The sequence below is a fragment of the Pseudomonas sp. genome, assembly GCF_030684895.1.
Classification (GTDB): Bacteria; Pseudomonadota; Gammaproteobacteria; order Pseudomonadales; family Pseudomonadaceae; genus Aquipseudomonas.
Window position 1 is genome coordinate 1 of record NZ_JAUXXP010000028.1, and the last position, 25,685, is coordinate 25,685.

At 58.2% G+C, this 25,685-nt stretch carries 39 protein-coding genes and 1 pseudogene; 38 read left to right on the forward strand and 2 right to left on the reverse strand.

Annotated elements, in window-relative coordinates; all coding sequences use genetic code 11:
- The 30 genes and pseudogenes from Q8M42_RS05775 to bfr all read left to right on the forward strand — a co-directional run.
- Positions 1–298 (forward strand): annotated as a pseudogene (locus Q8M42_RS05775) (elongation factor Tu); the annotation flags it as partial.
- A gap of 141 nt (positions 299–439) precedes the next feature.
- Entirely contained in the window at positions 440–751 is a 312-nt protein-coding gene (rpsJ, locus tag Q8M42_RS05780) for a 30S ribosomal protein S10 (protein ID WP_010486970.1), read from the forward strand.
- A gap of 84 nt (positions 752–835) precedes the next feature.
- Entirely contained in the window at positions 836–1,471 is a 636-nt protein-coding gene (rplC, locus tag Q8M42_RS05785) for a 50S ribosomal protein L3 (RefSeq protein ID WP_090255807.1), read from the forward strand.
- A gap of 12 nt (positions 1,472–1,483) precedes the next feature.
- Complete coding sequence (rplD, locus tag Q8M42_RS05790; RefSeq protein ID WP_090255805.1) at positions 1,484–2,086, forward strand: 50S ribosomal protein L4; 603 nt, start codon at positions 1,484–1,486, stop codon at positions 2,084–2,086.
- Entirely contained in the window at positions 2,083–2,382 is a 300-nt protein-coding gene (gene rplW, locus Q8M42_RS05795) for a 50S ribosomal protein L23 (RefSeq protein ID WP_160089364.1), read from the forward strand. Before rplD ends, rplW begins: the two co-directional genes overlap by 4 nt.
- Before the next feature lie 14 nt (positions 2,383–2,396).
- The gene (rplB, locus tag Q8M42_RS05800; RefSeq protein WP_090255801.1) at positions 2,397–3,221 is read left to right on the forward strand and encodes a 50S ribosomal protein L2; all 825 of its coding nucleotides are present in this window, start codon (positions 2,397–2,399) and stop codon (positions 3,219–3,221) included.
- Between the two features lie 16 nt (positions 3,222–3,237).
- Complete coding sequence (gene rpsS / locus Q8M42_RS05805) at positions 3,238–3,513, forward strand: 30S ribosomal protein S19 (protein WP_010486981.1); 276 nt, start codon at positions 3,238–3,240, stop codon at positions 3,511–3,513.
- An 11-nt stretch (positions 3,514–3,524) separates the two neighbouring features.
- Positions 3,525–3,857 carry a 50S ribosomal protein L22 gene (rplV, locus tag Q8M42_RS05810; protein ID WP_003210077.1) on the forward strand — a complete coding sequence of 111 codons (333 nt, stop codon included), beginning with the start codon at positions 3,525–3,527 and terminating at the stop codon, positions 3,855–3,857.
- A 13-nt stretch (positions 3,858–3,870) separates the two neighbouring features.
- Positions 3,871–4,557 carry a 30S ribosomal protein S3 gene (gene rpsC / locus Q8M42_RS05815; protein ID WP_069519907.1) on the forward strand — a complete coding sequence of 229 codons (687 nt, stop codon included), beginning with the start codon at positions 3,871–3,873 and terminating at the stop codon, positions 4,555–4,557.
- Between the two features lie 12 nt (positions 4,558–4,569).
- Positions 4,570–4,983 (forward strand): 50S ribosomal protein L16, encoded by a 414-nt coding sequence (rplP, locus tag Q8M42_RS05820; RefSeq protein WP_090255798.1) that lies wholly within the window; start codon positions 4,570–4,572, stop codon positions 4,981–4,983.
- Positions 4,983–5,174 carry a 50S ribosomal protein L29 gene (gene rpmC / locus Q8M42_RS05825; RefSeq protein ID WP_002555481.1) on the forward strand — a complete coding sequence of 64 codons (192 nt, stop codon included), beginning with the start codon at positions 4,983–4,985 and terminating at the stop codon, positions 5,172–5,174. The genes rplP and rpmC overlap by 1 nt, the downstream gene beginning before the upstream one ends.
- Positions 5,175–5,176: 2 nt before the next feature.
- Positions 5,177–5,443: a 30S ribosomal protein S17 gene (rpsQ, locus tag Q8M42_RS05830; RefSeq protein ID WP_090255823.1), complete on the forward strand. Its 267-nt coding sequence runs from the start codon at positions 5,177–5,179 to the stop codon at positions 5,441–5,443.
- A gap of 23 nt (positions 5,444–5,466) precedes the next feature.
- Complete coding sequence (rplN, locus tag Q8M42_RS05835; RefSeq protein WP_003281831.1) at positions 5,467–5,835, forward strand: 50S ribosomal protein L14; 369 nt, start codon at positions 5,467–5,469, stop codon at positions 5,833–5,835.
- 11 nt (positions 5,836–5,846) lie between these two features.
- Positions 5,847–6,161, forward strand: coding sequence for a 50S ribosomal protein L24 (rplX, locus tag Q8M42_RS05840; protein ID WP_008374158.1), 315 nt, complete (start codon positions 5,847–5,849; stop codon positions 6,159–6,161).
- A gap of 20 nt (positions 6,162–6,181) precedes the next feature.
- A complete protein-coding gene (rplE, locus tag Q8M42_RS05845) occupies positions 6,182–6,721 on the forward strand; it encodes a 50S ribosomal protein L5 (protein WP_275962040.1) in 540 nt (179 codons plus the stop codon).
- A gap of 13 nt (positions 6,722–6,734) precedes the next feature.
- Positions 6,735–7,040 (forward strand): 30S ribosomal protein S14, encoded by a 306-nt coding sequence (gene rpsN, locus Q8M42_RS05850; RefSeq protein ID WP_090243102.1) that lies wholly within the window; start codon positions 6,735–6,737, stop codon positions 7,038–7,040.
- Between the two features lie 183 nt (positions 7,041–7,223).
- Positions 7,224–7,616, forward strand: a complete 393-nt coding sequence (gene rpsH / locus Q8M42_RS05855; RefSeq protein WP_069519903.1) for a 30S ribosomal protein S8 — start codon at positions 7,224–7,226, stop codon at positions 7,614–7,616.
- 12 nt (positions 7,617–7,628) lie between these two features.
- Entirely contained in the window at positions 7,629–8,162 is a 534-nt protein-coding gene (gene rplF / locus Q8M42_RS05860) for a 50S ribosomal protein L6 (RefSeq protein WP_160089362.1), read from the forward strand.
- Positions 8,163–8,172: 10 nt separating this feature from the next.
- Positions 8,173–8,523 (forward strand): 50S ribosomal protein L18, encoded by a 351-nt coding sequence (gene rplR, locus Q8M42_RS05865; RefSeq protein ID WP_003293038.1) that lies wholly within the window; start codon positions 8,173–8,175, stop codon positions 8,521–8,523.
- A gap of 3 nt (positions 8,524–8,526) precedes the next feature.
- The gene (gene rpsE, locus Q8M42_RS05870; RefSeq protein ID WP_090255789.1) at positions 8,527–9,027 is read left to right on the forward strand and encodes a 30S ribosomal protein S5; all 501 of its coding nucleotides are present in this window, start codon (positions 8,527–8,529) and stop codon (positions 9,025–9,027) included.
- A 2-nt stretch (positions 9,028–9,029) separates the two neighbouring features.
- Complete coding sequence (gene rpmD, locus Q8M42_RS05875) at positions 9,030–9,209, forward strand: 50S ribosomal protein L30 (RefSeq protein WP_079204534.1); 180 nt, start codon at positions 9,030–9,032, stop codon at positions 9,207–9,209.
- A 3-nt stretch (positions 9,210–9,212) separates the two neighbouring features.
- Positions 9,213–9,647 carry a 50S ribosomal protein L15 gene (gene rplO, locus Q8M42_RS05880; protein ID WP_090243121.1) on the forward strand — a complete coding sequence of 145 codons (435 nt, stop codon included), beginning with the start codon at positions 9,213–9,215 and terminating at the stop codon, positions 9,645–9,647.
- On the forward strand, positions 9,648–10,976 hold the full coding sequence (secY, locus tag Q8M42_RS05885; RefSeq protein WP_296218083.1) for a preprotein translocase subunit SecY: 1,329 nt from the start codon (positions 9,648–9,650) through the stop codon (positions 10,974–10,976).
- 26 nt (positions 10,977–11,002) lie between these two features.
- A complete protein-coding gene (gene rpmJ / locus Q8M42_RS05890) occupies positions 11,003–11,119 on the forward strand; it encodes a 50S ribosomal protein L36 (RefSeq protein WP_046788135.1) in 117 nt (38 codons plus the stop codon).
- A gap of 131 nt (positions 11,120–11,250) precedes the next feature.
- Entirely contained in the window at positions 11,251–11,607 is a 357-nt protein-coding gene (rpsM, locus tag Q8M42_RS05895; RefSeq protein WP_090377333.1) for a 30S ribosomal protein S13, read from the forward strand.
- Between the two features lie 30 nt (positions 11,608–11,637).
- Positions 11,638–12,027 carry a 30S ribosomal protein S11 gene (gene rpsK / locus Q8M42_RS05900; protein ID WP_013789773.1) on the forward strand — a complete coding sequence of 130 codons (390 nt, stop codon included), beginning with the start codon at positions 11,638–11,640 and terminating at the stop codon, positions 12,025–12,027.
- 17 nt (positions 12,028–12,044) lie between these two features.
- Positions 12,045–12,665 carry a 30S ribosomal protein S4 gene (rpsD, locus tag Q8M42_RS05905; RefSeq protein WP_160016246.1) on the forward strand — a complete coding sequence of 207 codons (621 nt, stop codon included), beginning with the start codon at positions 12,045–12,047 and terminating at the stop codon, positions 12,663–12,665.
- Between the two features lie 22 nt (positions 12,666–12,687).
- On the forward strand, positions 12,688–13,689 hold the full coding sequence (gene rpoA / locus Q8M42_RS05910) for a DNA-directed RNA polymerase subunit alpha (RefSeq protein ID WP_090255780.1): 1,002 nt from the start codon (positions 12,688–12,690) through the stop codon (positions 13,687–13,689).
- A 42-nt stretch (positions 13,690–13,731) separates the two neighbouring features.
- Positions 13,732–14,118 carry a 50S ribosomal protein L17 gene (gene rplQ / locus Q8M42_RS05915; RefSeq protein WP_069519894.1) on the forward strand — a complete coding sequence of 129 codons (387 nt, stop codon included), beginning with the start codon at positions 13,732–13,734 and terminating at the stop codon, positions 14,116–14,118.
- A gap of 160 nt (positions 14,119–14,278) precedes the next feature.
- Positions 14,279–14,743 carry a bacterioferritin gene (gene bfr, locus Q8M42_RS05920; protein ID WP_304868071.1) on the forward strand — a complete coding sequence of 155 codons (465 nt, stop codon included), beginning with the start codon at positions 14,279–14,281 and terminating at the stop codon, positions 14,741–14,743.
- Between the two features lie 57 nt (positions 14,744–14,800).
- Here the strand turns inward: bfr and uvrA are convergent, their stop codons facing one another.
- Positions 14,801–17,635, reverse strand: a complete 2,835-nt coding sequence (gene uvrA, locus Q8M42_RS05925; RefSeq protein WP_305283685.1) for an excinuclease ABC subunit UvrA — start codon at positions 17,633–17,635, stop codon at positions 14,801–14,803.
- 134 nt (positions 17,636–17,769) lie between these two features.
- Here uvrA and Q8M42_RS05930 point away from each other — a divergent pair, with 134 nt between their 5' ends.
- From Q8M42_RS05930 to Q8M42_RS05945, 4 genes are read left to right on the forward strand one after another with little or no spacing between them, the layout of a single operon-like run.
- Complete coding sequence (locus Q8M42_RS05930; protein WP_304868075.1) at positions 17,770–19,158, forward strand: MFS transporter; 1,389 nt, start codon at positions 17,770–17,772, stop codon at positions 19,156–19,158.
- 17 nt (positions 19,159–19,175) lie between these two features.
- Positions 19,176–19,670 (forward strand): single-stranded DNA-binding protein, encoded by a 495-nt coding sequence (locus tag Q8M42_RS05935; protein WP_275962031.1) that lies wholly within the window; start codon positions 19,176–19,178, stop codon positions 19,668–19,670.
- 22 nt (positions 19,671–19,692) lie between these two features.
- Complete coding sequence (locus Q8M42_RS05940) at positions 19,693–20,577, forward strand: sugar nucleotide-binding protein (RefSeq protein ID WP_304868077.1); 885 nt, start codon at positions 19,693–19,695, stop codon at positions 20,575–20,577.
- Positions 20,570–21,505 carry an NAD-dependent epimerase/dehydratase family protein gene (locus Q8M42_RS05945; protein ID WP_304868079.1) on the forward strand — a complete coding sequence of 312 codons (936 nt, stop codon included), beginning with the start codon at positions 20,570–20,572 and terminating at the stop codon, positions 21,503–21,505. The genes Q8M42_RS05940 and Q8M42_RS05945 overlap by 8 nt, the downstream gene beginning before the upstream one ends.
- Before the next feature lie 57 nt (positions 21,506–21,562).
- Here Q8M42_RS05945 and Q8M42_RS05950 read toward each other — a convergent pair whose 3' ends face one another.
- Positions 21,563–22,249: an OmpW family protein gene (locus Q8M42_RS05950; protein ID WP_304868081.1), complete on the reverse strand. Its 687-nt coding sequence runs from the start codon at positions 22,247–22,249 to the stop codon at positions 21,563–21,565.
- Between the two features lie 188 nt (positions 22,250–22,437).
- Between Q8M42_RS05950 and Q8M42_RS05955 the strand changes: the two genes are divergently transcribed.
- From Q8M42_RS05955 to Q8M42_RS05970, 4 genes are all read left to right on the forward strand, one after another.
- Complete coding sequence (locus Q8M42_RS05955; RefSeq protein ID WP_304868083.1) at positions 22,438–22,809, forward strand: DUF2946 family protein; 372 nt, start codon at positions 22,438–22,440, stop codon at positions 22,807–22,809.
- 215 nt (positions 22,810–23,024) lie between these two features.
- The gene (locus Q8M42_RS05960) at positions 23,025–23,795 is read left to right on the forward strand and encodes a DUF3450 domain-containing protein (protein ID WP_304868084.1); all 771 of its coding nucleotides are present in this window, start codon (positions 23,025–23,027) and stop codon (positions 23,793–23,795) included.
- A complete protein-coding gene (locus Q8M42_RS05965) occupies positions 23,792–25,138 on the forward strand; it encodes a MotA/TolQ/ExbB proton channel family protein (protein ID WP_304868086.1) in 1,347 nt (448 codons plus the stop codon). The genes Q8M42_RS05960 and Q8M42_RS05965 overlap by 4 nt, the downstream gene beginning before the upstream one ends.
- Positions 25,131–25,679 (forward strand): MotA/TolQ/ExbB proton channel family protein, encoded by a 549-nt coding sequence (locus tag Q8M42_RS05970; protein ID WP_257777825.1) that lies wholly within the window; start codon positions 25,131–25,133, stop codon positions 25,677–25,679. Before Q8M42_RS05965 ends, Q8M42_RS05970 begins: the two co-directional genes overlap by 8 nt.
- The last annotated feature ends 6 nt before the right edge of the window (positions 25,680–25,685 follow it).

Genomic DNA, 25,685 nt, shown 5'->3' on the forward strand with positions numbered 1-25,685 from the left:
AGGTTCGGTCAAGCCGCACACCACTTTCACTGCAGAAGTGTATGTGTTGAGCAAAGAAGAAGGCGGTCGTCACACTCCGTTCTTCAAAGGCTACCGTCCTCAGTTCTACTTCCGTACTACTGACGTAACGGGTAACTGCGAGCTGCCGGAAGGCGTTGAGATGGTAATGCCAGGTGACAACATTCAGATGACTGTCACTCTGATCAAGACCATCGCAATGGAAGAAGGTCTGCGTTTCGCCATTCGTGAAGGCGGCCGTACCGTCGGCGCCGGCGTCGTAGCCAAAATCATCGCGTAAGTGATGGTTTAAGAAAAAGCCCCCGCTTGCGGGGGCTTTTTTATTGGGTTGACACCTGCTAGGGGCGTCTATAGAATCACGCCTCCTTTTAACGGGCGTATTGCGTCCGTTGGGAATAGCAGCTTGGAATCTGAGGTCAAAATGCAAAACCAACAAATCCGTATTCGGTTGAAGGCTTTTGACCATCGCCTGATCGATCAATCAACCCAGGAAATCGTGGAAACCGCGAAACGTACTGGTGCTCAGGTGCGTGGTCCTATTCCTCTGCCTACCCGCAAAGAGCGGTTCACCGTACTGACCTCGCCACACGTCAACAAAGACGCGCGTGATCAGTTCGAGATCCGTACTCATAAGCGTGTTCTGGACATCGTCCAGCCAACGGATAAAACCGTTGACGCGCTGATGAAGCTTGATCTTGCGGCTGGTGTGGAAGTGCAGATCAGCCTCGGCTAAGACCGCTTTAGGTTTTAGTCGTGTAACGCTCTGAAATGGGCGGCCATAGCGGGTGAAAGCCCCGTACACTCATGAGGTTACAACATGACTATTGGTGTAGTCGGTCGAAAGGCGGGTATGACCCGTATTTTCACCGAAGAAGGTGTCTCCATTCCGGTTACGGTCATTGAGATCGAGCCGAATCGCGTCACTCAGTTCAAAACTGAAGAGTCCGATGGCTATCGTGCAGTGCAAGTCACTGTCGGCGAGCGTCGCGCTTCTCGTGTCAGCAAGGCGCAAGCCGGTCACTTCGCTAAGGCGAATGTCGCGGCAGGCCGCACTGTTATGGAATTCCGTCTTGAAGAGGGCGAGTACCAGGCAGGCGATCTGATCAACGCTGAAATATTCCAAGCTGGTCAACTGGTGGATGTCACCGGTCAGTCCAAAGGTAAAGGCTTTGCCGGTACCATCAAGCGTTGGAACTTCCGCGGCCAAGACAACACTCACGGTAACTCCGTGTCCCACCGTGTTCCGGGCTCCATTGGCCAGTGCCAGACTCCGGGTCGCGTATTCAAGGGCAAAAAAATGTCCGGTCATATGGGCGCTGAGCGCGTGACCGTGCAGTCCCTGGAAGTAGTGCGGGTTGACGCTGAACGCAATCTGTTGCTGGTCAAGGGTGCTGTTCCTGGCGCTACTGGCGGCAACCTGGTTGTACGTCCAGCGGCCAAGGCTCGCGGTTAAGGGGAAGCTGACATGCAATTAAATGTAAATGGCGCTCAAGCAATCGAAGTATCCGAAGCCACTTTTGGCGGCGCATACAACGAGACCCTGGTTCACCAAGCAGTTGTGGCCTACATGGCCGGCGGCCGTCAGGGCAGCAAGCAGCAGAAGACTCGTTCCGACGTATCCGGTGGCGGTAAGCGCCCTTGGCGTCAGAAGGGTACTGGCCGTGCTCGTGCAGGTACCACTCGTGGTCCGATCTGGCGTGGCGGTGGTGTGACCTTCGCGGCTCGTCCGCAGAATCACGATCAAAAGCTGAACAAGAAAATGTATCGCGCTGCATTGCGTTCGATTCTTGCCGAGCTGGTTCGTACTGATCGTTTGATCGTCGTCGAAGACTTCAGCGTTGAAGCTCCGAAGACCAAAGAACTGTTGGGCAAGTTGAATGGCATGGGTCTGACCGATGTGCTGATCGTGTCCGATGCTATTGATGAGAATCTGTACCTGGCTGCTCGCAACCTGCCACACGTTGATGTTCGTGACGTGCAGGGTTCCGATCCAGTTAGTCTGATCGCGTATGAAAAGGTGCTGGTCACCGTTTCTGCCGTGAAGAAATTCGAGGAGCTGCTGGGATGAACCAGGAACGCGTATTTAAAGTGCTGCTTGGCCCGCACATCTCCGAGAAGGCCACGGTTCTCGCTGACAAGAAAAGTCAGTTCGTTTTCAAGGTTGCAACTGATGCAACCAAGCTGGAAATCAAGAAGGCCGTCGAAAGCCTGTTCAGCGTGAATGTTGCTGCTGTTAATACCGTGAATGTTCTCGGTAAGACCAAGCGCAATGCTCGCGGCCTGGGCAAGCGTAACGACTGGAAGAAAGCGATCATTTCGCTTCAGCCAGGCCAAGATCTCGATTTCGCCAGCAGTGCTGAGTAAGGAAGGGGTGCATCATGGCAATCGTTAAATGCAAACCGACTTCCCCTGGCCGCCGTTTTGTGGTCAAGGTGGTCAATCAGGAGCTGCATAAAGGCGCTCCTTACGCTCCGCTGCTTGAGAAGAAGTCGAAGACTGGCGGTCGTAACAACAATGGTCGTATCACCACCCGTCATATCGGTGGTGGCCACAAGCAGCATTACCGTCTGGTCGATTTCCGTCGCAACGACAAAGATGGCATTCCAGCCACTGTCGAGCGTATTGAATACGATCCGAACCGTACCGCACACATCGCTCTGCTGATGTATGCAGACGGCGAGCGTCGCTACATCATCGCCCCTAAAGGCGTGAGTGCTGGCGATCAGCTGGTAGCTGGCATCATGGCTCCGATCAAGCCGGGCAACAGTCTGCAACTGCGCAACATTCCAGTTGGTAGCACTGTTCACGGTATCGAACTGAAGCCGGGTAAAGGTGCTCAGATCGCTCGTTCCGCTGGTGCTTCGGCTCAGCTGATTGCGCGTGAAGGTGTCTACGTGACCCTGCGTCTGCGTTCCGGTGAGATGCGTAAAGTATTGGCTGAGTGCCGTGCGACCCTGGGCGAAGTCTCGAACTCCGAGCACAGCCTGCGTTCGCTGGGTAAAGCGGGTGCCAAACGCTGGCGTGGCGTTCGCCCAACCGTTCGTGGTGTTGCCATGAACCCGGTTGACCACCCACATGGTGGTGGTGAAGGTCGTACCTCTGGTGGTCGTCATCCGGTGTCTCCATGGGGCTTCCCGACGAAGGGCGCGAAGACTCGTGGTAACAAACGCACCGACAACATGATCGTCCGTCGTCGCAAGTAAATAGAGGGATACGACAGTGCCACGTTCTCTGAAAAAAGGTCCTTTTATTGATCTTCACCTACTGAAGAAGATCGAAGTGGCGGTGGAAAAGAACGATCGCAAGCCGGTGAAAACCTGGTCGCGCCGTTCGATGATCCTGCCACAAATGGTCGGTCTGACCATCGCTGTACATAACGGTCGTCAACATGTCCCAGTTCTCGTGAACGAAGACATGGTCGGTCACAAACTGGGCGAATTTGCCGGCACTCGTACCTATCGTGGGCACGTGGCTGACAAGAAAGCCAAGCGTTAAGGGGTTAGGAAATGGAAGTAGCCGCTAAGTTGTCGGGCGCTCGCATCTCCGCCCAAAAAGCCCGCTTGGTCGCCGACCAGATTCGTGGGAAGAAGGTGGGCGAAGCGCTCAACCTCCTGGCTTTCAGCAGTAAGAAAGCCGCCGAGATCATCAAGAAAGTGCTGGAGTCGGCTGTAGCCAACGCCGAGCACAACGAAGGCGCAGACGTTGATGACTTGAAGGTCAGCACCGTTTTCGTCAACGAAGGGCGTTCGCTGAAGCGCATCATGCCGCGTGCCAAAGGCCGCGCTGATCGCATCGTCAAGCGGTCTTGCCATATCACTGTCAAGGTTGCGGACAAGTAACGGAGTCGATCAGATGGGTCAGAAAGTACATCCCATTGGCATTCGCCTGGGAATCGTCAAGGAGCACACCTCCGTCTGGTACGCCAGCGGTCGGACTTATGCGGACTATTTGTTCGCTGATCTGAAGGTGCGTGAGTATCTCCAAGACAAACTAAAAAGCGCGTCCGTAAGCCGTATCGACATTGCTCGTCCGGCTCAAACTGCACGTATCACCATCCACACTGCTCGTCCCGGTATCGTTATCGGTAAGAAAGGTGAAGATGTTGAGAAACTGCGTCAGGACCTGACCAAGCAAATGGGTGTGCCTGTGCACATCAATATCGAAGAGATCCGTAAGCCGGAGCTCGACGGTATGCTGGTTGCGCAGAGCGTAGCTCAGCAGCTGGAGCGTCGTGTGATGTTCCGTCGCGCTATGAAACGCGCTGTACAGAACGCCATGCGCATTGGTGCCAAGGGCATCAAAATCCAAGTGAGCGGTCGTCTCGGCGGTGCTGAAATTGCACGTACCGAATGGTATCGCGAAGGTCGTGTGCCGTTGCACACCCTGCGTGCCGATATCGACTATGCCACGTACGAAGCGCACACCACTTACGGTGTGATCGGTGTCAAGGTTTGGATCTTCAAAGGCGAAGTAATTGGTGGCCTTAAAGAAGAGCTGAAACCCCAAGCGCCTGCGCCTCGTAAAAAAGCTGCTAAGTAAGGAGTACGCAAAATGTTGCAACCAAAGCGTACGAAGTTCCGTAAGCAGATGACCGGCCACAACCGTGGTCTGGCTCAGCGCGGTAGCAAAGTCAGCTTCGGCGAATTTGCTCTGAAGTCTGTTGCCCGTGGTCGTCTCACCGCCCGTCAGATTGAGTCCGCTCGTCGTGCTCTGACTCGTCACGTTAAGCGTGGCGGGAAAATCTGGATTCGCGTCTTCCCGGACAAGCCGATCTCCAAGAAGCCTCTTGAAGTGCGGATGGGTAAAGGGAAGGGTAGCGTTGAATATTGGGTAGCCCAGATCCAGCCAGGCAAAGTCCTGTACGAGATCGAAGGCGTTTCCGAAGAGTTGGCGCGTGAGGCTTTTGCCCTGGCAGCTGCAAAGCTGCCGCTCGCCACCACTTTTGTTAAGCGGACGGTGATGTGATGAAGGCGAATGAACTTCGTGAAAAATCAGCACAGCAGCTGAACGAGCAACTGCTCGGCCTGCTGCGCGACCAGTTCAATCTGCGTATGCAGAAAGCAACTGGCCAGTTGGGGCAGTCTCACCTGCTCTCGCAAGTTAAGCGCGACATCGCTCGTGTGAAAACTGTGCTCAACCAGCAGGCAGGTAAGTGATCATGGCTGAAGCCGAAAAAACAGTCCGTACGCTGACCGGCCGTGTCGTCAGCGACAAGATGGACAAGACCATCACCGTATTGATCGAGCGTCGCGTTAAGCACCCGATCTACGGCAAATATGTCAAGCGTTCGACCAAGCTGCACGCACACGACGAAACCAACCAGAGCAAGATCGGTGACAAAGTTTCCATTCGCGAAACTCGTCCCGTTGCCAAGACCAAGTCTTGGGCGCTGGTTGAGATCCTCGAACGCGCAGTGGACGTCTAAGGGCTAAGGGTCGGAGAAATTATATGATTCAGACTCAATCCATGCTCGACGTCGCTGACAACAGCGGTGCTCGTCGCGTTATGTGTATCAAGGTGCTGGGCGGTTCGCACCGCCGTTATGCTGGCATCGGCGACATCATCAAAGTCACCGTTAAGGAAGCAATTCCGCGCGGTAAAGTGAAAAAAGGCCAAGTGATGACTGCTGTTGTAGTCCGCACTCGTCACGGCGTTCGTCGCCCTGATGGCTCGATCATTCGCTTTGATGGCAACGCTGCTGTTCTGCTGAACAACAAGCAAGAGCCAATTGGCACTCGTATTTTTGGGCCAGTGACTCGTGAACTTCGTACTGAGAAGTTCATGAAGATCGTCTCGCTCGCCCCTGAAGTGCTCTAAGGAGATCCGACATGCAAAAGATTCGTCGTGACGACGAGATCATCGTGATCGCCGGTAAAGACAAAGGTAAGCGTGGCAAGGTGCTCAAGGTTCTCGCTGACGACCGTTTGGTCGTTGGTGGGATCAACCTGGTGAAGCGCCATACCAAGCCGAACCCGATGTCGGGCGTTCAGGGCGGTATCGTCGAGAAAGAAGCGCCATTGCACGCTTCTAACGTGGCCATCTTCAATGGCGAAACCAACAAGGCTGACCGCGTTGGTTTTAAAGTAGAAGAAGGTAAAAAAATTCGTGTCTTCAAGTCGACCCAAAAAGCGGTTGATGCTTGAACACTGCTAGGTAGAAGACCATGGCACGACTAAAAGAGATTTACCGGAAAGAAATCGCTCCCAAGCTTAAGGAAGAACTTAAGCTTGATAACGTGATGGAAGTTCCGCGCATCACCAAGATCACCCTGAATATGGGCCTAGGCGAAGCAATCGGTGACAAGAAAATCATCGAGCACGCTGTTGCCGACCTGGAAAAGATTACCGGTCAGAAAGTCGTTGTGACTCATGCCCGTAAGTCGATTGCAGGCTTCAAGGTTCGTGAGGGCTGGCCGATCGGCGTTAAAGTCACTCTGCGCCGTGAGCGTATGTACGAGTTCCTGGATCGTCTGCTGTCTATCTCCCTGCCGCGCGTGCGTGACTTCCGCGGCCTGAATGCCAAGTCCTTCGATGGTCGTGGCAACTACAGCATGGGCGTTAAAGAGCAGATCATCTTCCCGGAAATCGACTACGACAAGATCGATGCTCTGCGTGGTCTGGACATTACCCTGACCACCACTGCCCGTACGGATGATGAAGGTCGCGCCTTGCTGCGTGCTTTCAAATTCCCGTTCCGCAACTGATTGGAGTTGGATCATGGCCAAAACCAGCATGAAAAACCGCGAGCTGAAGCGTCAGCAAACGGTAGCCAAGTACGCTAAGAAGCGTGCCGAGCTGAAAGCTACCATCGCCGATCTGAACGCCAGTCCAGAAGCGCGTTGGGAAGCTCAAGTTGCACTGCAGAAGCAGCCGCGTGACGCCAGCGCTTCGCGTCTGCGTAATCGCTGCCGCATTACCGGTCGTCCGCACGGCGTTTATCGCAAGTTCGGTCTGTCGCGTATCAAGCTGCGTGAAGCTGCAATGCGTGGTGATGTACCAGGTCTGGTTAAAGCCAGCTGGTAAAAAACAAAGCCGGCCTAGTGCCGGCTTTGTCTTATCTGTGAATCAGGCCCCTTTGGGGCTTGATTCATTTTTGATCAGTCTCTAGAATGCTCGGCTCGCCTGAGCCTGGGTTCAATTTTTCTCAGAATTCTCAGCGACTGTAGCCGCAAGGCTAATTCTTTTTGTATCAGGAGCGTCTAGCCCATGAGTATGCAGGACCCGTTAGCGGACATGCTAACTCGTATCCGTAATGCCCAGATGGCTGAAAAGTCCGTCGTAAGCATGCCGTCTTCCACGTTGAAGGTGGCTGTAGCCAAAGTTTTGAAAGACGAAGGTTATATTGCGGGTTATCAGATCAGCGGTGAAGTTAAGCCGCAGCTGTCCATCGAGCTGAAATACTTCGAAGGCCGTCCGGTCATCGAAGAAGTTAAGCGCGTTAGCCGTCCAGGCCTTCGCCAATACAAATCCGTCGATGATCTGCCGAAAGTTCGTGGCGGTCTCGGTGTATCCATCGTCTCCACCAACAAGGGTGTGATGACGGACCGCGCTGCGCGCGCTGCCGGTGTCGGCGGCGAAGTGCTTTGCACAGTGTTCTAAGGGGGGATAAGCATGTCTCGCGTTGCTAAGAACCCCGTAAAGCTGCCCGCTGGTGTTGAGATCAAACTCGCCGGCCAACAGCTTTCGGTAAAGGGTGCCAAGGGCACTCTCGAACTGAACGTTCACTCGTCCGTTGAAGTTCTGCAAGAAGCCGGTGAGTTGCGTTTCGCTGCTCGCAATGGTGATCAGCAGACTCGTGCAATGGCCGGTACCACTCGCGCCCTGGTCAACAATATGGTGATCGGTGTTAGCACTGGCTTCGAGCGTAAGCTGCAGCTGGTTGGTGTTGGTTACAAAGCGCAAGCCAAAGGTCAGGTGCTGAACCTCGCTCTCGGCTTCTCCCATCCGATCGACTATGAGTTGCCGGACGGTGTAGTTGCTGAAACCCCGAACCAGACCGAGATCCTGATCAAGGGTGTCGACAAACAACTGGTTGGTCAGGTCGCTGCGGAGATTCGTGACTTCCGTCGTCCTGAACCTTATAAGGGCAAAGGTGTTCGTTACGCTGACGAAGTCGTCCGCCGTAAAGAAGCCAAGAAGAAGTAGGGCATAGCAAATGACCGACAAAAAAGTTACTCGACTGCGTCGCGCTCGCAAAGCACGCCTGAAAATGCACGAGCTCGAAGCCGTGCGTCTCTGCGTGTATCGCTCTTCGCAGCACATCTATGCCCAGGTCATTTCGGCCGACGGCAGCAAGGTTCTGGCCAGCGCCTCTACCTTGGACAAAGCACTGCGTGACGGCGCCACTGGCAACGTCGACGCGGCCAAGAAAGTTGGCGAGCTGGTTGCCGAGCGTGCGAAAGCCGCTGGTGTAACTCAGGTTGCATTCGACCGTTCTGGCTTCAAGTACCACGGCCGCGTCAAGGCGCTGGCTGATGCTGCTCGTGAAGGCGGGCTGGAGTTCTAAGTTATGGCAAATAACGACCAAAAGCGCGACGAAGGCTATATCGAGAAGCTGGTACAGGTTAACCGCGTTGCCAAGACCGTTAAGGGTGGCCGTATCTTCACTTTCACCGCGTTGACCGTGGTGGGTGATGGTAAGGGTCGCGTCGGTTTCGGCCGTGGCAAATCCCGTGAAGTGCCTGCTGCCATCCAGAAAGCGATGGAAGCTGCTCGTCGCAACATGATCCAGGTTGATCTGAACGGCACCACTCTGCAGTACGCAATGAAGTCTGCTCATGGCGCCTCCAAGGTGTACATGCAGCCTGCTTCTGAAGGTACCGGCATCATCGCCGGCGGCGCTATGCGTGCCGTTCTGGAAGTGGCTGGCGTGCAGAACGTTCTGGCTAAGTGCTACGGCTCGACTAACCCAGTGAACGTGGTGTACGCCACTTTCAAAGGTTTGAAAGCTATGCAGTCGCCAGGTTCTGTTGCGGCCAAGCGTGGCAAGAGCGTCGAGGAGATTCTCTAATCATGGCTAATACCGTAAAAGTCACGCTGATCAAAAGCATGACCGGCCGTATCCCCAACCATAAACTCTGCGTTAAGGGTCTGGGTCTGCGTCGCATCGGTCACACCGTAGAAGTGCTGGATACTCCCGAGAATCGCGGGATGATCAACAAGGCTTACTACATGCTGCGAGTCGAGGGTTAATACATGTACCTGAACGATTTGAGTCCTGCGCCGGGTTCCCGTCGCGAGAAGCACCGTCCGGGCCGTGGTATCGGTAGCGGTTTGGGTAAGACTGGTGGCCGCGGCCACAAAGGTCAAACCTCCCGCTCCGGTGGCACCATTGCTCCGGGTTTCGAAGGCGGCCAGCAGCCTCTGCACCGCCGTCTGCCTAAGTTCGGTTTCGTTTCTTTGAAGGCTATGGACCGCGCACAAGTGCGTACTTCCGAGCTGAATAAAATCGAAGGCGGCATTGTTACTCTGCAGTCGCTGAAGGATGCCAACCTGATCAACCAAAACGTACAGCGTGTGAAAGTCATGCTGAGCGGTGAAGTTACTCAGGCAGTCACCCTTAAAGGTATCGCCGTCACCAAAGGTGCGCGCGCGGCTATCGAAGCAGCTGGCGGTAAGTTCGAGGAATAAATGGCTAAGCAAGGTGCTCTCTCAGCGCTCAGCAATGGCGGGTTGTCCGAACTCTGGGCTCGTTTGCGCTTTCTGTTCATGGCGATCATCGTCTATCGGATAGGTGCACACATCCCAGTTCCAGGCATCAACCCGGACCGGCTGGCGGACCTGTTTCGACAGAATGAGGGGACCATTCTTAGCTTGTTCAACATGTTTTCCGGCGGCGCGCTGGAGCGGATGAGCATTTTTGCACTGGGGATCATGCCGTACATTTCGGCGTCGATCATCATGCAGCTCATGACCGCTGTCAGTCCGCAGCTGGAACAGTTGAAGAAGGAAGGTGAAGCTGGCCGTCGCAAGATTAGCCAGTACACCCGCTACGGCACCCTCGTCCTGGCATTTGTCCAAGCCATCGGCATGTCCGTTGGTCTGGCCAGTCAGGGCGTAGCGTTTTCGGTTGATTTCGGCTTCCACTTCGTTGCAGTCACCACGTTTGTGGCGGGTGCGATGTTTATGATGTGGCTGGGCGAGCAAATCACCGAGCGTGGTGTTGGCAACGGTATTTCGATGCTGATCTTTGCAGGCATCGTAGCCGGTCTGCCGTCGGCGATTGGGCAGTCTTTCGAGTCTGCTCGCCAGGGTGATATCAATATCTTTGCCCTGATCGCCATCGGTTTGCTGGCAGTAGCGATTATCGGTTTCGTGGTGTTCATTGAGCGTGGTCAGCGTCGCATTGCGGTGCACTACGCCAAGCGTCAGCAGGGCCGCAAGGTCTTCGCGGCGCAGACCAGCCACTTACCGTTGAAGGTGAACATGGCAGGGGTTATCCCGGCTATTTTCGCCAGCAGCCTTCTGTTATTCCCGGCTTCGCTGGGTGCCTGGTTTGGTCAGTCTGAAGGTATGGGCTGGCTGCAGGATATTTCACAGGCTATCGCTCCTGGTCAGCCGTTGAACATTTTGCTGTTTAGTGCAGGGATCGTTTTCTTCTGCTTCTTCTATACAGCGCTGATGTTCAACCCGAAAGACGTAGCGGAGAACCTGAAGAAGTCCGGTGCCTTTATTCCGGGTATCCGTCCCGGTGAGCAATCGGCGCGCTATATCGATGGCGTGTTGACTCGCTTGACCATGTTCGGTGCTCTGTACATGACGGCCGTATGCTTGTTGCCCCAGTTCCTGGTGGTGGCTGCCAACGTACCGTTCTATCTTGGCGGGACCTCGTTGCTGATCGTGGTAGTGGTTGTGATGGACTTTATGTCGCAAGTACAATCGCACCTCGTTTCGCACCAGTACGAATCCCTGATGAAGAAAGCCAACCTGAAGGGCTACGGCAGCGGCATGCTGCGCTGAAGTCCATAAGGTTCGAGGAGTTGGTGATGAAAGTTCGTGCATCGGTGAAAAAGCTGTGCCGTAACTGCAAGATTATCCGTCGCGAAGGTGTTGTTCGCGTGATTTGCAGCTCGGAACCGCGTCACAAACAGCGCCAAGGCTGAGTGTGAGTGAAGTTACAAGCCCGGCAGCTAGTGCGCTGCCGGGTTGATTATTTGTTTTTACAGCGTTAATATCTCGCGCCCTATTTCTTGGCTTCCGGGGCGTAGGTAGCTGTCAATTGGAGTTACACTGAATGGCCCGTATTGCAGGCGTTAACATTCCGGATAACAAGCACACTGTTATCTCGTTGACCTACATCTATGGTGTTGGTCGCACAACTGCACAGAAAGTCTGTGCTGCCGCCGGCGTTAATCCGGCTGCAAAGATCAAAGATCTCTCTGACGAGCAGATCGAGCAGCTGCGTGGCGAAGTAGCCAAGGTGAATACCGAAGGCGACCTGCGTCGTGAAGTGAACATGAAAATCAAGCGCTTGATGGACCTGGGTTGCTACCGCGGCCTGCGTCATCGTCGTGGTCTGCCGGTTCGCGGTCAGCGTACCAAGACCAACGCGCGTACCCGTAAGGGCCCGCGTAAGCCGATCCGCAAGTAATCGCATTCGCGCATCGACAGGAATCTAGTCATGGCAAAACCTGCTGCTCGTACTCGTAAGAAAGTCAAAAAGACGGTGGTTGATGGCATCGCCCACATCCACGCCTCTTTCAACAACACAATCGTGACCATTACTGACCGTCAGGGCAACGCCCTGTCCTGGGCTACCTCTGGTGGTTCGGGTTTCCGCGGCTCGCGTAAAAGCACCCCGTTCGCCGCCCAGGTGGCTGCAGAACGTGCTGGTCAAGCTGCGCTGGAATACGGTCTGAAGAACCTCGACGTTAACGTCAAGGGTCCAGGTCCGGGTCGTGAGTCCGCTGTCCGTGCATTGAACGGCTGTGGCTATAAGATCGCCAGCATCACCGATGTGACGCCCATCCCGCATAACGGGTGCCGTCCTTCGAAGAAGCGTCGCGTGTAATCAGGAGACAGTGAGAAATGGCTCGTTACATTGGTCCCAAATGCAAACTGTCTCGTCGTGAAGGCACAGATCTTTTCCTGAAAAGCGGTGTACGCGCTCTGGAATCGAAGTGCAACATCGAAGCAGCCCCAGGTATTCACGGTCAGCGCCGTGGCCGTCAGTCCGACTACGGCACCCAGCTGCGTGAGAAGCAAAAAGTTCGTCGTATCTACGGTGTGCTTGAGCGTCAATTCAGCGGTTATTACAAAGAAGCTGCCGGCAAGAAAGGCGCTACTGGTGAGAACCTGCTGCAACTGCTCGAATGCCGTCTGGATAACGTGGTTTACCGCATGGGCTACGGCGCTACCCGCGCTGAATCCCGTCAGCTGGTATCGCACAAGTCGATCAGCGTAAACGGTAAAACTGTCAACGTACCGTCCTACCAGGTTAAAGCTGGCGACGTGGTTGCAGTCCGCGAGAAATCGAAGAATCAGCTGCGCATTGTTCAAGCTCTTGAGCTGTGTGCCCAGCGTGGCCGCGTTGAATGGGTAGAAGTAGACACTGAGAAGAAGTCTGGCGTGTTCAAAAACGTCCCGGCGCGCAGTGATCTCTCCGCTGACATCAACGAAAGCCTGATTGTCGAGCTCTACTCCAAGTAAGGGCTAGAAAATAGGTGCATCCATGCAGATTTCGGTAAATGAGTTCCTGACCCCCCGTCACATTGATGTGCAGGTGGTCAGTTCGACCCGCGCCAAGATCACTCTCGAGCCTCTCGAGCGTGGCTTTGGCCATACCCTGGGCAACGCGCTGCGTCGCATCCTGTTGTCCTCCATGCCTGGCTGTGCAGTAGTCGAGGCCGAGATTGACGGTGTACTCCATGAGTACAGCGCCATCGAAGGTGTTCAGGAAGACGTCATTGAAATCCTGCTCAACCTGAAAGGTCTGGCTGTCAAACTGCACGGTCGTGACGAAGTGACGTTGACTCTGGCGAAGAAGGGCTCGGGCGTAGTTACCGCTGCCGATATTCAGCTGGATCACGATGTCGAAATCGTCAATGGCGACCACGTAATCGCCAACCTGGCTTCCACTGGCGCGCTGAACATGAAGCTCACCATAGCTCGTGGTCGCGGCTATGAGCCGGCTGATGCTCGTCAGAGCGATGAAGATGAAAGCCGCAGCATTGGTCGCTTGCAGCTGGATGCTTCGTTCAGCCCGGTACGCCGTGTGTCGTACGTGGTGGAAAACGCTCGTGTTGAGCAGCGTACTAACCTGGACAAGCTGGTTATTGACCTGGAGACCAACGGTACTCTGGACCCTGAAGAGGCTATTCGCCGCGCTGCAACCATTCTGCAACAGCAGTTGGCTGCGTTCGTCGACCTCAAAGGTGACAGCGAGCCTGTTGTTATCGAGCAGGAAGATGAGATCGATCCGATCCTCCTCCGTCCGGTTGATGACCTGGAACTGACTGTGCGTTCGGCTAACTGCCTCAAGGCAGAGAACATTTACTACATCGGCGATCTGATTCAGCGCACCGAAGTAGAACTGTTGAAAACGCCGAACCTGGGCAAGAAATCCCTGACTGAAATCAAGGATGTTCTGGCTTCTCGCGGTCTGTCCCTCGGTATGCGCCTCGACAACTGGCCGCCGGCAAGTCTGAAGAAAGACGATAAGGCGACTGCCTGATCGTCATCATCACCGAACGTGAGTTTGGTAAGGAATTGAACCATGCGTCATCGTAAAAGTGGCCGTCACCTTAGCCGCACCAGCGCACACCGCAAGGCCATGTTCCAGAACATGGCGGTATCGCTGTTCGAGCACGAGCTGATCAAAACTACTCTGCCGAAAGCCAAAGAGCTGCGTCGCGTTGCCGAGCCGCTGATTACTCTGGCTAAAGAAGACAGCGTTGCCAATCGTCGTCTGGCCTTCGACCGTACTCGCTCGAAAGCCATCGTCGGCAAGCTGTTCAACGACCTGGGCAAGCGCTACGCCACCCGTCAGGGCGGTTATCTGCGTATCCTCAAGTGCGGTTTCCGCACTGGCGACAATGCTCCAATGGCTTATGTTGAGCTGGTTGACCGTCCGGTCGCTGGTGCAGCTGTAGACGCTGAGTAAGTCGTAGGTTGTATAAGAAACCGGGCCTTGGCCCGGTTTTTTTATGGCTGCGATCTACCGTGCTTTGCTCTCGCGCTATCGGCGTATGCATCGCGCTTGACCCATAGGCCGCGTGCGGCCAGCATTAATCCTTGTTTGTCGCTTGCTAAGGAACTACCCAATGAAAGGCCACATAGAAGTCATCGATTACCTGAAAATGCTGCTCAAGGGCGAGCTGGCTGCTCGTGATCAGTACTTCGTGCATTCGCGTCTGTATGAGGATTGGGGTTTCAGCAAGCTGTACGAGCGGATCAACCATGAAATGGAAGAGGAGACGCAGCATGCTGATGCCATCCTCAAGCGCATTCTGTTTCTTGAGGGTACGCCGGACATGGTTCCTGACAGCTTCAGCTTCGGCCAGAGCGTGCCGGAGATGCTTAAGCTTGACCTGGCGCTGGAATATCACGTGCGCGCGGCCCTGAGCAAAGGCATCGCGCTGTGCGAGCAGTATCAGGATTACCAGACTCGCGACATCTTGCTGGTGCAACTCAAGGACACTGAAGAAGATCACGCCTATTGGCTGGAGGTTCAGCTTGGGTTGATCGAGCGGATTGGTCTGCAGAACTATCTGCAGACGCAGATGTAAGCGTTTAGTCGTCCAAAAAAAGCCCCGCATGTGCGGGGCTTTTTCTTGTGCGCACGTCTAGTCGCGATCACGCTCCAGCAGCGGCTTGAGGAAGTAGCCGGTGTGCGACTGCGGCATCTCGGCGACTTCTTCTGGCGTACCGACAGCGATGATTTGACCGCCCTTGGAGCCGCCTTCCGGGCCGAGATCCACCAGCCAGTCGGCAGTCTTGATCACGTCCAGGTTGTGCTCGATCACCACCACAGTGTTGCCGTGGTCGCGCAGGCGGTGCAGTACGTCGAGCAGTTGCTGGATATCGGCGAAGTGCAGGCCGGTGGTCGGCTCGTCGAGGATATACAGGGTCTTGCCAGTGTCGCGCTTGCTCAGCTCGCGGCTCAGCTTGACCCGCTGCGCCTCGCCGCCGGACAGCGTCGTCGCGCTCTGCCCCAGCTTGATGTAGGACAGGCCGACATCCATCAGCGTCTGCAGCTTGCGCGCCAGGGCCGGTACGGCATCGAAGAACACCCGCGCTTCCTCGATGGTCATGTCGAGCACTTCGGTGATGCTCTTGCCCTTGTATTTCACTTCCAGGGTTTCACGGTTATAGCGCTTGCTCTTGCACACGTCGCAGGGCACGTAGATGTCCGGCAGAAAGTGCATTTCCACCTTGATCAGGCCATCGCCCTGGCAGGCCTCACAGCGTCCGCCTTTGACGTTGAAACTAAAGCGCCCCGGGCCGTAACCGCGTGAGCGCGATTCCGGCACGCCGGCGAACAGTTCGCGGATCGGTGTGAACAAACCGGTGTAGGTTGCCGGGTTGGAGCGCGGTGTGCGGCCAATCGGGCTCTGGTCGATGTCGACCACTTTATCCAGGTGCTGCAGGCCGTCGATGCTGTCGTGCGCCGCTGCTTCCAGGGTGGTGGCGCCATTCAGTGCGGTGGCGCTGAGTGGGAACAGGGTGTTGTTGATCAGCGTCGATTTGCCCGAGCCGGACACGCCAGTGACGCAGGTGAGCAGGCCAATCGGAATATCCAGGTCGACATTGCGCAGGTTGTTGCCGCGCGCGCCTTTGATCTTCAGGGAGAGCTTCTTGTCCCGTGACGTGCGCTTGGCCGGCACTTTGATCTTCACGCGCCCGGACAGGTATTTACCGGTCAGCGAGTCTGGGTGGGCCATGACTTCGGCGGCGGTGCCTTGGGCGACGATCTGCCCACCATGCACGCCGGCACCGGGGCCGATGTCGACCACGTAGTCGGCCATGCGAATGGCGTCTTCGTCATGCTCAACCACGATCACCGTGTTACCGATATCGCGCAGGTGGCGCAGGGTGCCGAGCAGGCGCTCGTTGTCGCGTTGGTGCAGGCCGATGCTTGGTTCGTCGAGGATATACATCACCCCGACCAGGCCGGCGCCGATCTGGCTGGCCAGGCGAATACGCTGGGCCTCGCCGCCGGATAATGTGTCGGCACTGCGGTCGAGGGTCAGGTAATCCAGACCGACGTTGACCAGAAACTGCAGGCGCTCACGGATTTCCTTGAGGATCTTCTCGGCGATTTCGCCGCGTCGTCCCGGCAACGCCAGGCTGCCGAAATACTCGGTGGCGTCGCCAATCGGCATGCCGCTGACTGCCGGCAGGGTCTTCTCGCCAACCCAGACGTGCCGCGCCTCACGGCGCAGGCGGGTGCCGCGGCAATCCTGGCAGGCCTGGGTGCTGAGAAACTTGGCCAGCTCCTCGCGCACGCTGGTGGATTCGGTTTCGCGGTAGCGCCGCTCCAGGTTCGGCACGATGCCCTCGAAGGGGTGCGAGCGCTTGACGATGTCGCCGCGATCATTGAGGTACTTGAAGTCGACGTTCTGCGTGCCGCTGCCGAATAGGATGCACTTTTGGTGTTCGGCGCTGAGTTCGTCGAACGGCACTTCCAGGCTGAAACCGTAATGCGCGGCCAATGAGCCAAGCATCTGGAAGTAATAGACGTTGCGCCGATCCCAGCCGCGAATCGCGCCCTCGGCCAGGGTCAGCTCGCCATTGACCAGGCGCTTGGTGTCGAAAAATTGTTTTACGCCCAGGCCATCGCAGGTCGGGCAGGCACCGGCCGGGTTGTTGAAGGAGAACAGCTTGGGTTCCAGCTCGCTGATCGAGTGGCCGCACACCGGGCAGGCGAAACGAGCGGAGAAGATGATCTCTTCGCCTTCTTCTCCCTCCATCGGCGCGATCAGCGCCAGGCCGTCGGCCAGCTTCAGCGCGGTCTCGAAGGATTCGGCCAGGCGCTGCTGCAGATCGCCGCGCGCCTTGAAGCGGTCGACCACGGCATCAATGCTGTGCTTCTTCTGCTTGTCGAGCTTGGGCAGTTCGTCCAGCTCATAAATCTTGCCGTTGACCCGTACGCGGACAAAACCCTGGGCGCGCAGCTCATCAAAGATCGCCAGGTGTTCGCCTTTGCGTTCGCGAATTACTGGCGCCAGCAGCATCAGCTTGCTGCCTTCGGGTAGGGCGAGTACCTGATCGACCATCTGGCTGACAGTCTGCGCTTCTAGGGGCAGGTCGTGGTCCGGGCAGCGTGGAATACCGGCGCGGGCGTACAGCAAACGTAGGTAGTCGTAGATTTCGGTGATGGTGCCGACGGTGGAGCGCGGGTTGTGCGAGGTGGATTTCTGCTCGATGGAGATCGCCGGCGACAGGCCTTCGATGGTGTCGACATCGGGCTTTTCCATCATCGACAAAAACTGCCGGGCGTAGGCCGACAGCGACTCGACATAGCGGCGCTGGCCCTCGGCGTAGAGGGTGTCGAAGGCCAGTGACGACTTACCGGAGCCGGACAGGCCGGTGATCACGATCAGCTTGTCGCGTGGCAGGGTCAGGTCGATGTTTTTCAGGTTATGGGTGCGCGCACCCCGGATCAGAATCTTGTCCACAAACAACGGCCTCGCATGGCGGGCGGAAAACCACCGAGTATACGGCTCGGGAGGCGGGCGCGGCAAAGCGTCACTGCTGTGCCGTACTCATTGGTGCTGCTAGAATCGCCGCCTATTTTCCCAGAGCGTTTTCCATGCACGATCCGCACAACGAGCGCATGAGCGGCAGTGAAACCCGCGCGGCCGGTGGCCTGGCGTTGGTGTTCGCGTTCCGTATGCTCGGCATGTTTATGGTGCTGCCGGTGTTGGCGACCTATGGCATGGAGTTGCAGGGCAGCACGCCGGCACTGATCGGCCTGGCCATTGGGGCCTATGGGCTGACCCAGGCGTTTCTGCAGATTCCCTTCGGCATGCTCAGTGACCGCATCGGTCGGCGGCCGGTGATTTATGTCGGCCTGCTGATCTTTGCCGCCGGTAGCCTGCTGGCGGCCAATGCCGATTCGATCTATGGGGTAATTGCCGGGCGCGTCCTACAAGGCGCCGGGGCGATTTCGGCGGCAGTCATGGCGCTGCTGTCAGACCTGACCCGTGAGCAGCACCGCACCAAGGCCATGGCCATGATCGGCATGAGCATCGGTCTGTCGTTTGCCGTGGCGATGGTGGTTGGCCCGTTGCTGACCCGTGCCTTTGGTCTGTCCGGGCTGTTTCTCGCCACCGCCGCCATGGCCCTGCTCGGTATCGTTATCGTCGCTGGGCTGGTGCCGGGCTCGGCCGGGCCGTTGCAGCACCGCGAGTCCGGCGTGAGCAAGCAGGCGCTGCTGCCGACGCTCAAGCACGCGGATCTACTGCGTCTGGATTTCGGCATTCTGGTGTTGCACGCGATTCTGATGGCCAGCTTTATCGCTTTGCCGCTGGCGCTGGTGGAGCAGGGTGGCCTGGCCAAGGAAGAGCACTGGTGGGTCTATCTGACTGCGCTGCTGGTGGGCTTCTTCGGCATGGTGCCGTTCATCATTTATGGTGAGAAAAAACGCCGGATGAAGCATGTGCTACTCGGCGCGGTGACGGTGCTGCTGCTTTGTGAGCTGTTCTTCTGGTGGTTCGGCACCAGCCTGCGCGCGCTGGTGCTCGGCACGGTGGTGTTCTTTACCGCCTTCAATCTGCTTGAGGCCTCGCTGCCGTCGTTGATCAGCAAGGTCGCGCCGGCGGGTGGCAAAGGCACGGCGATGGGCGTGTATTCCACCAGTCAGTTCCTCGGCGCGGCCATCGGCGGCATTCTCGGCGGTTGGCTGTTTCAGCACTACAGCCTGTCGGGAGTGTTTGCCGGCTGCGCGGTGCTGGCTCTTTTTTGGCTGGCCTTTGCTGTTACTATGCGCGAACCGCCGTATGTCACCAGCCTGCGTCTGCCGCTTTCAGCTGCGGCGTTGCAAGAGGCGGGGCTGGCCGAGCGTTTACAGGCTGTGCCCGGAGTGGCGGATGCCATAGTGGTGCGCGACGAAGCCGCCATCTATATCAAAGTGGATATTCAACAATTGGACCGCACGTCCCTCGAGCGCCTCATAGAGCCGGTGCCGGTGGCGTGCTGAAAGCCTAGGAGAACGTTATGGCCCGTGGGGTTAACAAAGTCATTCTGGTCGGCACCTGCGGACAGGACCCGGAAACTCGCTACCTGCCAAGCGGCAACGCGGTCACCAACCTGAGCCTGGCGACCAGCGAGCAGTGGACCGACAAGCAGACTGGCCAGAAGGTCGAGAAAACCGAGTGGCACCGAGTGTCGCTGTTCGGCAAAGTTGCCGAGATTGCTGGCGAGTACCTGCGCAAAGGTTCGCAGGTGTATATCGAGGGCAAACTGCAAACCCGCGAGTGGGAAAAAGACGGCGTTAAGCGCTACACCACCGAGATCATCGTCGACATGCAGGGCACCATGCAGCTGCTTGGCGGCCGTCCGGACAACGCCGGTGGTGGCGACTCCGCGCCACGTCAGCAGCGCCCTGCGCCGCAGCGCGAGCCACAGCAGTCGGCACCACGCCCGGCTCCGCAACAAGCGCCTCAGCCAGCGGCGGATTTCGACAGCTTCGATGACGATATCCCGTTCTGATCTGCTGAGTTAGCACTCGATCATGCGTATGCGGCTGATGCTGCTGGGTGGCGGTAATGCGCTGGGGCAGGCCCTGATCCGTCTCGGCGCCGAGGAAGACATTGGTTTCCTCGCCCCGAAACCGCCGGAGTCGGGCTGGGATCCTGCCAGCCTGACCCAGTTGCTTGACGACACCCGTCCCGACGCCTTAATCAACCTTGCCTACTACTTCGACTGGTTCCAGGCCGAAGCGGTCAGCGAGGCGCACTTTGCTGCCCAGGAACGTTCCGTTGAGCGCCTGGCCGAGCTCTGTCAGCATCACCAGATCCGCCTGCTGCAACCCTCCAGCTACCGTGTGTTTGATGGCGCGCGGGCTACTGCCTATACCGAGAAAGAAGAGCCGCAGCCGCTGGGAGTGCGTGGCCAGGCGCTGTGGCGGTTCGAGCAGCGCGTGCGGGCGATCTGCCCACGGCATGTGCTGCTGCGTTTTGGCTGGTTGCTGGATGACAGCGGCAACGGCCTGCTTGGGCGCTTTCTGACCCGCGCCGCGCATGATGAGCCGCTGCTGCTGGCCGATGACCGTCGCGGCAATCCGACCCCGGTCGATGATGCCGCGCGGGTGATTCTCGCCGTGCTCAAGCAGCTGGATTGTCAGACGCCGCTGTGGGGCACCTACCATTACGGCGGGCATGAGGCGACGACCTCGCTGGCGCTGGGACAGGCTGTGCTTAGCGAGGCGCGCAACTTTCGCAGCAACCTGGTCGATGAGGTGAGCCCGCAGGCGCACAGTGCGCGCGTGGATGCCGCCGAAGAGCCGCAGCATGCGGTGTTGTCCTGCAAGAAAATTCTCCACACCTTCGGCATCAAGCCGCGTGCCTGGCGCTCGGGGCTGCCGAGCCTACTGGATCGTTACTACCGCCATGTCTGATTCACGCCCTGTTCTGGTTACCGGCGGTGCCGGCTTTATCGGCTCGCACCTGGTTGATGCGCTGTTGGCGCAGGGCCGTGACGTACGCGTGCTGGACAACCTGTCGATGGGCAAGTTGGCCAATCTGCCGCTGGAGAATCCCCGGCTGCAGTTTATTCAGGGCGATGTCGCCGATGCGGCCGTGGTGGCGCAGGCGGTGGTCGGGTGCGCGGCGGTGGCACACCTGGCGGCTGTGGCCTCGGTGCAGGCCTCGGTGGATGATCCGGTGGCGACCCACCAAAGCAATTTTGTCGGCACCCTGAATGTCTGTGAGGCGATGCGTCTGCATGGCGTCAAGCGTGTGCTGTTCGCCTCCAGTGCGGCGGTCTACGGAAATAATGGCGAAGGTCTGGCGGTTGATGAAACCACACCCAAGGCGCCGCTGACGCCCTATGCCGCAGACAAGCTCGCCAGTGAGCATTACCTGGATTTCTATCGCCGTCAGCATGGCCTTACGCCGGCGATCTTTCGCTTCTTCAATATCTTTGGCCCGCGCCAGGACCCATCCTCGCCATATTCCGGGGTGATCAGCATCTTCACCCAGCGCGTCCAGCAGGGGCTGCCGATCAGCGTGTTCGGTGATGGTGAGCAGACCCGCGACTTCTTCTATATCGAGGACTTGCTGGCGCTGTTGACCCAGGCGCTGACTGCGCCGCAGGTCGTAGAGGGTGCGGTGAATGTGGGCTGGAGTCAGGCGGTCAGCCTGAATCAGCTGCTGGCGCAGATTGGTGAGCTGTGTGGCGGTTTGCCGGTGGTCAATTACCAGGCAGCACGGGCCGGCGATATTCGCCATTCGCGGGCGGATAACCAGCGCTTGCAGGCGCATTATCAGCTGCCTGCGGCCACGCCGATGCGCGAAGGCTTGCGGCGCTTGCTGGCGCAGTCTTGAGTGTTCTCTAGGCAACAAAAAACCGGCCATTAAGGCCGGTTTTTTATTGTCGGGCGCTTAGAACTTGTAGCCCAAACCGACCATATAAACGAACGGATCTACGTCCACATCGACGTTGACCTTGTCACCCAGGATGTGGGTAGTGCCGGTGGTTTCGATGTCGATATAACGCACCTGGGCGTTGAGCATGATGTTGTCAGTCAGCATATAGTCCATGCCGACCTGCGCCGCCAGGCCCCAGGAATCCTTCATGTCCAGGCCGCTAAAGCCTTTGCCTTCCGCTTCGCTGCTCAGTTTGGTGTCGAAGAACCAGGTGTAGTTGATGCCTGCGCCGACATAGGGCTGGAAGGCCGAGCTGGCGTCCAGCGGGTAATAGACCACGCTCAGGGTCGGCGGTAGGTGCTTGAGTTCGCCGAGTTTGCCGTTCAGGCCGGCAAAGCCGCCGGGCATGCCTTTTACCCCGACGTTATGGCTGAACGGCGTGGCCGCCAGCAGCTCGATGCCGATGTTGTGGGTCAGCATATAAGCGAAGTTCAGGCCCAGCTGGGTGTCGCTGTCCAGGGTCGCCTTGGTGCCGGCCACGTCGGTGCCGAGTGCGCCAACCCAGATGTCGCTGCTGCTTTCCTGCGGGTCAACGGTGATCGCGCCGGCACGCACGATGATGTCGCCAGCCTGGTGCGCGTGCGCCAGGGGGGCGGCAATGGCCAGGGCCAGCAGTGAGGCGGTAAACAGTGAGGTACGCATGGTGTGCTCCCATAAAGCATCGGTTCGTATTGGCTGGGTACGATGTTAGGGGCGCGGAAAAAGCGGCTGTTGATCCAGCTCAATAAAGTAGTTAGCTATCGAAAAAACAGAGTGACTGACTTCGGTGGGCGTCTCTGTCTCTGCGGCGAGCCTTGCGTTGAAATGGTCATAGTCCTAGAGTTGCCGCCATGACTATTGCCCGCCAACCCCGCGCCTTGATTGCCTGGATGCTCTATGCCTGTGTCCTGTTCAATCTGCTCGCCTGTGGTATCGCCCATGGGCAGATGGCTGGTTTGCAACTCAGTGGCTTAGGTGCGCTGACCTGCGCGGGTGACGGTGCAGGCGGCGAGTCGGCCGGTGCTGCCGGTGCGTTGCCGGGCTTGGCATCATTTAGCTGTCCACTCTGTACCAGCATGGTCTTGGGCATGGCGCTGTTGTTTGCCCTGGCCTGGATGCAGCGCAGGGGGCGGGCGTTGCGCCTGGCTGTGCCCCTCAGTCATCAAGTCCCGCCGCGCTATCTATGGCCTTCCGCCAATCCACGAGCCTCCCCGCAAATCTGATTCTTCTGGCCTGATTGCAGGCAACTGATGAAGGTCTGTCGCCAAGCACGACACACCACACGCATTTTTCTCGAGCAGCCCGCCTGAATCAGGCTTACGGACGCACCCGTAGGCGCTGCCTCGCGTGTTTGCTGGAGATGTGTAGGTTGCTTAGTGATGATGATGCAGTTGATAATGCTTCTCTTTATGCACGTTCTCTTAACAAGGAATGCCCCATGATCCCTCTGCCGAAGCGCCTGCTGGCAGTCGCTCTGGTTCTGGCCAGTGCGCCGCTCGCGGCAACCCCTCTGGATGCCGCGCTGGATGAAAGTCAGCAACTGGCTGCCGATGCCAAGGCCTCGCAGGCGCGCATCGAACAACTCGATGACGCCAGCCGGGAGATGCTCACCGAGTACCGCAACGCGTTGCAGCAGGCTGAAGCGTTGCAAGGTTATAACGCTCAATTACGCGAGCTGGTAGCGGCGCAGCGCAAGGAGCTGACCGGCTATCAGGAGCAGCTGGATGGCATCGAGCGCACTCAGGAGGCGGTAACGCCACAGATGCGCCGCATGGTCGAGGTGCTGGGCGAATTTATCGCCGCCGATCTGCCATTCCTGCCTGATGAACGCAGTGATCGCCTGGCCCAGTTGCAGGACTTGCTGCCGCGTGCGGATGTCAGCCTGGCCGAGAAATACCGACGCATCCTTGAGGCTTATCAGGTGGAGAGCGACTACGGCCGCACCCTGGAAGCCTGGCGCGGTGAGCTGCCGAGTGAAGGCACGTCGCGCAGCGTCGAGTTCCTCCGTCTGGGCCGCGTGATGCTGTATTTCCAGACTCTCGATGGCCATGAAAGTGGCTGGTGGAACCCGCAAACCCGCAGCTGGCAGCTGCTCGACGGCAGCGCCCGTCGCCCGTTGCGCCAAGCTATTGCGATTGCCCGCCAGGAGCAGGCCCCGGCCGTGCTTGACCTGCCCGTGAAGACCCTGGCGCTGGAGGCCAAGCCATGAATCGTCGCGTTCTCGCGTTTACCCTGGCCCTGCTGCCCGCCCTGGCTGGCGCTGCCGAACCGCTCAGCCCTGATCAACTGCTGCAACGTATTCGCAGCGAGCGCGCGGCTGAAGTCAGCGCCATGCACAGCCGCGAGCAGGCCTTTATTGCCGAGCGCGGCGAGCGTGCCCAGCTGCTGGCCACTGCGCGCAGTGCCCTGGCTACGCAAAAGGCTGAAGCCGAGCAACTGAAAGCCGAGTTCGATCGTCAGGAAAGCCTGCTGGCCGAACAGGAAAAGCTCCTCAGTCAGCGTGCTGGTCACCTCGGCGAGTTGTTTGGCGTGGTCCGGCAGAGCGCCGGTGATGTCGCCGGGCAATGGCAGGACAGCCTGCTCAATGCCCAGTACCCCGAGCGCCTGGCGCGCCTCAAGGCCCTGGCCGAAAGCCGCACGTTGCCCTCGGCCGCTGATCTCGATGGCTACTGGATGCTGCTGCTCGAAGACCTCACCGCCAGCGGCCGCGTTGAGCAACTGCAAGTGCCGGTGGTCGCTGCTGACGGCACGCGTAATGCGCAGGATGTGCTGCGCGTCGGCGCGTTCTCCGCCTACGCTGCCGATGCCTTCCTGCGTTATGACGCCGATGCTGGCGAGCTGCTGGCGCCGCCGCGTCAGCCGTCCGGTTTGGGCAAAGTCGCGGATTATCTGGACAGCAGCGACGCAGTCGCCAGTCTGCCGGTTGACCCAAGCCGCGGCACTTTGCTGGCGCAGTTGCAGCGTGAACCCAGCTTGTGGGATCGCGTACAGCAGGGTGGTCTGGTCGGCTGGGTGATTCTGCTACTCGGTGCCTTCGGTCTGCTGCTGGCCGTCTGGCGCATGGTCTACCTGACCCGCGTAGGCCGTGGCGTCAGTGCGCAGATGCATAACCTCAGCGCCCCGCGTGGCGATAATCCGCTGGGGCGGATCATCGGTGTGCTGGGTCCCAAGCCACAGTTGGCGGATCTGGAAACCTTGGAGCTGAAGCTCGACGAGGCGATCCTGCAGGAAACCCCACCGCTGGAAAAAGGCCAGGGCCTGCTCAAGCTGCTCAGCGCCGTGGCGCCGCTGCTCGGTCTGCTCGGCACCGTAACCGGCATGATCGTCACCTTCCAGGCGATTACCCAGGGCGGTGGCGGCGATTCGCGGCTGATGGCCGACGGTATCTCGCAAGCGCTGGTGACCACGGTGTTGGGCCTGGTGGTGGCGATTCCGCTGCTGTTCCTGCACACCCTGTTGGCCAGCCGCAGCAAGGGTCTGATTCAGCTGCTTGAGCAGCAAAGCGCCGGGCTGATTGCCCTGCACCTGTCCGGGGCGCCGCGCCGTGACTGATTGGCTGGCGCTATGGTTGCGCCTGGTTGACAGCGGCCATGCCTTGCTCGACTTCATGAGCGCCGGTGGCGTAGTGATGTGGGCGTTGGCCGGGCTGTGCGTGGTGTTCTGGACCCTGGTGTTCGAGCGCTTCTGGTACATGCGCCGGGTGTTTCCGGAGTGGGTGGCCGAGCGCCGTCAGGCCTGGCAGCAGGTACTGAGCGACGACACCGGTAACTGGCAGCGCGCAGTGCGCAGTGCCTGGTTGGCCCAGGCGCAACAGCACCTGCTCGGCCCGCTGCGTCTGAGCAAGACCCTGGTGGCGATGTATCCGCTGCTGGGCTTGCTTGGCACGGTCAGTGGCATGGTCGCGGTGTTCGACGTCCTGGCCATCAACGGCACCGGTAACCCGCGTGGCATGGCGGCCGGGGTCTGGCAGGCAACTCTGCCGACCATGGCCGGCATGGTATTGGCGATTAGTGGATTGTTCAGCCTGGCGCGCCTCGAACGCGATGCACGCCGGGCCCTAGAGCGGCTGGCTGACCAGCTGCGTCACGACTGAGACTCG